Origin of the sequence: Streptomyces sp. ISL-36 (assembly GCF_018614205.1) — a bacterium.
Lineage (GTDB): Bacteria > Actinomycetota > Actinomycetes > Streptomycetales > Streptomycetaceae > Streptomyces.
In genome coordinates this window covers 1-5,149 of record NZ_JAGGOS010000156.1, presented here as the reverse complement: position 1 = coordinate 5,149, position 5,149 = coordinate 1, and the positions used below count along the sequence as shown (strand labels likewise).

The following is a 5,149-nucleotide window of genomic DNA, read 5'->3' as shown; positions in this document are numbered from 1 at the left end:
GCCGACGGCCTCGCCGCCGCCTGTGCGATCGAGGCCCTCGCTCTCGCGGCCGTCCTGGCCGCCCGGCTCCCCGGCTGCGACGTCCTCGCCGTACCGGTCCACGCCCTCGTCGACAGCTGGGGCACCGGCGCCGTACCCACCCTCGCCTGCGGCGCCGCGGCCCTCGGCCTGCTGGCCCACGCCACCGCCGCCCTCTCCCGGGCCTCGGCCCACGCCAACCCCTAGGGGGCGCCTTGCCGATCTTCCCGGGCTCACATGCCCCGGCGCCGTGCCTCCGACCGCGGTCCGTCCCCTCACCCCTGACGGGCCTGGGGCAGACCCCTTGGCCAGACCACGCCCGCCGGCCGGCGGCAGCCGCTGACGTCACGGCGGCCCGACCGGCAGGCCGGCCCCCTCGACCCCGGCACACCCGCGGAGCCGACGCCGCGGGCGCGCCCACCGCGCAGAACCCATTCCAAGGAGACGAAAGAGACATGACCTCCCTACCTTCAGCAACGGCCGGTCGGCGAGAAGGGGCCGCACGATGAGGGTGCTGCTGCTCGGAGCCAACGGATTCATCGGCCGCTTCGTCGCCGACCGGCTGCTCGCCGACCCGGCGGTGCACCTCACCGCCCTCGGGCGCGGCGACGACGCCGACGTACGGTTCGACCTCGCCGGCGGAAGCCCAGGCGCGCTCACCCGGTTCCTGGACGCCGTCCATCCCGGAGTCGTCGTCAACTGCGCCGGCGCCACACGCGGCGGCGCCCGCGACCTGACCCGGCACAACACCGTCGCCGTCGCGACCGTCTGCGAGGCCCTGCGGCGCAGCGGCTGCGGCGCCCGCCTGGTCCAGGTCGGCTGCGCGTCCGAGTACGGGCCCTCCCAGCCCGGCTCCTCCACCGCCGAGGACGCCGTGCCCCGCCCCGGCGGCCCCTACGGAGTCTCCAAGCTCGCCGCGACCGAGCTCGTCCTCGGCTCCGGACTCGACGCGGTGGTGCTCAGGGTGTTCTCCCCGGTAGGCCCCGGCACGCCGGCCGGCTCCCCGCTCGGCCGCCTCGCCGAGGCCATGCGCCGCGCCATGCAGGCCGGCGACGGCGAGCTCAAGCTCAGCGGCCTCGGTGTGCAGCGCGACTTCGTGGACGTACGGGACGTGGCCCGCGCCGTCCACGCGGCCTCGCTCTCCGCCGCCCAGGGCGTCGTCAACATCGGCACCGGGCGAGCCGTCAGGCTCCGCGACGCCGCCGCCGTCCTCGCCAGGGTCGCCGGATACACCGGGACCCTGCACGAGCTCGACGGCCCGCCCCACCGGCCCGTCATCGGCGCCCCGCGCTCCGAGACCATCGCCGACCAGCTGGCCGCCGCCCCCTACCCGTACCCCGACGGCTGCGGCGGCTGGCAGCAGGCGGATGTCCGCACCGCCCGCGACCGGCTCGGCTGGCGGCCCCGGATCAACCTCGAAGAGTCCCTCGCCGACATCTGGATGGAGGCGGCATGTCGCATCTGACCACCGCGGGAACCAGCACCGGCGCGATGCAGCGGCTGGGGTTCGGCGTCCCCGGCTACGCCCACCCGCTGCTCGCCCCCGTCGAATGGGCCGAGCTGACCCGCCCCGGCACCCCCCTGCACTGGGCGGTCCTCAACGTCGCCGAGGGCCCCGGCTCCCGCCCCGACCCGCACTGCCTGGAAGCGGCCGGCAAGCTCCGGAACGCGGGCGTCACGGTCCTCGGGCACCTCGACCTCCGCCACGGCTCCCGCGCCTTCGGCGAGATGGTCTCGGACGCCCACCGCTTCCTCGACTGGTACAAGGTCGACGGCTTCTATCTGGACCGCTGTCCCACGGACCGGGCGGACCTGCCCGAGGTGCGGCGCGTCGCGGCCACCCTCGAGGCGGTGCTCGACGGCGAGGCCCACCTCGTGCTCGGCCATGGCACCCACCCGTATCCGGGGTACGCGGAGACGGCCGACCAGCTGGTCACCTTCTCCGGCCCCTGGACGGACTACCGCTGGTCACAGGTGGCCGAGTGGACCGCGGCGTACCCGCCGGAGAAGTTCGTGCACCTCGTCCACGGGGTGCCGCGCAGCCATCTCGACGAGGCGATGCGGGTCGCCCGCTGGCAGGGCGCGGGAACGATCTTCTTCACGGACCGCGGGGACCGGACCGGACAGAACAGCCCATTCCAAACACTGCCCGGCTACTGGGACGAAATCGTCTCGCGCATTGGACCGGGTGTCTCGGAATGAGAAGGGCCGTGGCAGTGTTACGGAGAGAACAACCGTACTGACATACCGACCAACGGAGCCCCCGTGTCGCTGCCACCCCTGGTCGAGCCGGCTGCCGAGCTCACCGTAGACGAGGTCCGCAGGTACTCCCGCCACCTGATCATCCCGGATGTCGGGATGGACGGGCAGAAGCGGCTGAAGAACGCCAAGGTGCTGTGTGTGGGCGCCGGCGGCCTCGGCTCGCCGGCCCTGATGTACCTGGCCGCGGCCGGTGTGGGCACGCTCGGCATCGTGGAGTTCGACGAGGTCGACGAGTCGAACCTGCAGCGCCAGATCATCCACAGCCAGGCCGACATCGGCCGTTCCAAGGCGGAGTCCGCCAAGGACTCGGTCCTCGGCATCAACCCGTACGTGAACGTGATCCTCCACGAAGAGCGGCTCGAGGCCGACAACGTGATGGACATCTTCAGCCAGTACGACCTGATCGTCGACGGCACGGACAACTTCGCCACGCGCTACCTCGTCAACGACGCGTGCGTGCTGCTGAACAAGCCGTACGTCTGGGGCTCGATCTACCGCTTCGACGGTCAGGCCTCCGTCTTCTGGTCCGAGTACGGCCCCTGCTACCGCTGCCTCTACCCGGAGCCCCCGCCGCCGGGCATGGTGCCCTCCTGCGCCGAGGGCGGCGTCCTGGGCGTGCTCTGCGCGTCCATCGGCTCCATCCAGGTCACCGAGGCGATCAAGGTCCTCGCCGGCGTCGGCGACCCGCTGGTCGGCCGGCTGATGATCTACGACGCCCTGGAGATGCAGTACCGCCAGGTGAAGGTCCGCAAGGACCCGAACTGCGCGGTCTGCGGCGAGAACCCGACCGTCACCGAGCTCATCGACTACGAGGCCTTCTGCGGCGTCGTGTCCGAGGAGGCCCAGGAGGCGGCGCTCGGCTCGACGATCACTCCCAAGCAGCTCAAGGAGTGGATCGACGAGGGCGAGAACATCGACATCATCGACGTCCGCGAGGTCAACGAGTACGAGATCGTCTCGATCCCCGGCGCTCGCCTGATCCCGAAGAACGAGTTCCTGATGGGCACCGCCCTCCAGGACCTCCCGCAGGACAAGCGGATCGTCCTGCACTGCAAGACGGGTGTCCGCAGTGCGGAAGTCCTCGCGGTGCTCAAGGCCGCGGGCTTCGCGGACGCGGTGCACGTCGGCGGCGGCGTGATCGGCTGGGTCCACCAGATCGAGCCCGAGAAGCCGGTCTACTAGACCGTCCGGACGCGCATGTGAGCGTAGGTGAGAAGGGCCCGGACCTGGCGACAGGTCCGGGCCCTTCCGCCTGCCGCTACGAGCAGGTCTTCCCGTACGCCGGGACCTTGCCGTCCAGCAGATAGCTGTCGATCGTCCCCGTCACGCAGGCCCCCGTGCCGTACGCGCCGTGCCCCTCGCCCTTGTTGGTGACCAGCACGCCGACGCCCTCGCCGAGCTCCTCGGCCATCTTCTCGGCGCCCTCGTACGGGGTCGCCGGGTCACCGGTCGTACCGACGACCAGGATCGGGCCCGCGCCGGGGGCGCTCGCGTCCGGATCGGCCCGCTCGCCCTTCACCGGCCAGTCGGCACACCAGCCGGCCGTGTCCCAGGCCAGGAACGCGCCGAAGACCGGGGACAGCCCGCGGAACTCGGGCAGCAGCGCCTTCGCCTGCGCGAGCGTCGGCCGCTCGCTGGAATCGGCGCAGGAGATCGCCCGCTGGGAGTGGGACTGGGTGCCGTAGTGCCCGTTCTCGTCCCGGTCGTTGTACGAATCGGCGAGGCGCAGCAGCTCCGTGCCGTCGCCGCTCTCGGCCCGTGCCAGCGCCGAGGTCAGGACGGGCCAGCTGCTCTGCGAGTACAGGGTGACCGCGATGCCGGTGAGCGCCAGGCCGTCCGTCAGCCGGCGGTCGCCGACGGGCAGCGGCTCCCGGTCCAGCCCCTCCAGCAGCCGGACGATCCTGGCCGTGCCGGCCTTCGGGTCCTCGGCCGTGCTCTTCAGGTAGTTGTCCAGCGCCCGCTGGAAGCCGATCGTCTGGTTGCGCGCGTGGCCCGCGGTGCCGGCCGTCGGGTCGACGACCGCGTCGAGGACGGTCCGGCCGACGTTCCGGGGGAAGAGATGGGCGTAGGCGGCGCCGAGCTGCGTCCCGTAGGAGATCCCGAAGTAGTTCAGCTTCGCGTCACCGAGGACGTGCCGGACCAGATCCAGGTCCCGGGCGGTGTTGTCGGTCGTCGTGTGCGGGATGATCCTGCCGGAGCGGCGGGCGCAGCCGGCGCCGAAGGCGGCGCCGTCCCGGAAGAACGAGGCCTCCTCGGCCGCCGTGTCGGGTGTGAGGTCCGTCCGCTCGGCGGCGGCCTGTTCCCTGTCGTCCCGGCACACCACACCGGCGCTCCGGCCCACGCCGCGCGGGTCGAAGCCGACCAGGTCGTAGCGCTGGTTCAGCACGTCGTACTGCCGGGCGGTGCGGGGGAGGATGTCGACACCCGAGCCGCCGGGGCCGCCGAAGTTGAAGAGCAGCGAGCCGATCCGCTCGCCCTTGTCCCGGGCCTCCTTGCGGATGAGCGCGATCGGGATCGTCTCCCCGGAGGGCCGGGAGTGGTCGAGCGGAACCTTCACGTTCGCGCAGCGCCAGGCGGAGCCGGGCTCCTCGCCGCCCTCGGGGGCCTCGCAGGGCTGCCACTCGGGTCGCTGGGAGGTGAGTGAGGCGGGCAGTCCCGCCGGAGCGGCGGGACCGGCCGCACCGGCCGCACCGGCCGCACCGGCCGAGCCGGCCGGAGTCTCGGCGTCGTCGGTGCTCGTACAGCCGGTGAGCAGGAGACCGGTGACCGCGAGAGCGGCCACGGGTATGCGCAGGGACAAGCGCGGTATGGACATGGGACCCCCGTGATCCGGACCGGAAAACCGCCATCCTAGGTGTATTGCCCTGTG

General features: G+C 72.4%; 4 protein-coding genes and 1 pseudogene. 4 read left to right on the top strand and 1 reads right to left on the bottom strand.

The window, feature by feature from the left end; all coding sequences use genetic code 11:
* The 4 genes and pseudogenes from J7E93_RS37575 to moeZ all read left to right on the top strand — a co-directional run.
* Window positions 1-225, top strand: a pseudogene (locus J7E93_RS37575) (hypothetical protein); the annotation flags it as partial.
* Between the two features lie 298 nt (window positions 226-523).
* Window positions 524-1,483: an NAD(P)-dependent oxidoreductase gene (locus tag J7E93_RS32630; protein WP_215073650.1), complete on the top strand. Its 960-nt coding sequence runs from the start codon at window positions 524-526 to the stop codon at window positions 1,481-1,483.
* A complete protein-coding gene (locus tag J7E93_RS32625) occupies window positions 1,471-2,220 on the top strand; it encodes a spherulation-specific family 4 protein (protein ID WP_215073649.1) in 750 nt (249 codons plus the stop codon). Before J7E93_RS32630 ends, J7E93_RS32625 begins: the two co-directional genes overlap by 13 nt.
* Before the next feature lie 63 nt (window positions 2,221-2,283).
* Window positions 2,284-3,462: an adenylyltransferase/sulfurtransferase MoeZ gene (moeZ, locus tag J7E93_RS32620; protein WP_215073648.1), complete on the top strand. Its 1,179-nt coding sequence runs from the start codon at window positions 2,284-2,286 to the stop codon at window positions 3,460-3,462.
* Between the two features lie 76 nt (window positions 3,463-3,538).
* On the opposite strand, the gene J7E93_RS32615 is transcribed toward moeZ, so the two are convergent.
* Window positions 3,539-5,095 (bottom strand): alpha/beta hydrolase, encoded by a 1,557-nt coding sequence (locus J7E93_RS32615; protein WP_215073647.1) that lies wholly within the window; start codon window positions 5,093-5,095, stop codon window positions 3,539-3,541.
* Window positions 5,096-5,149: the final 54 nt, after the last annotated feature.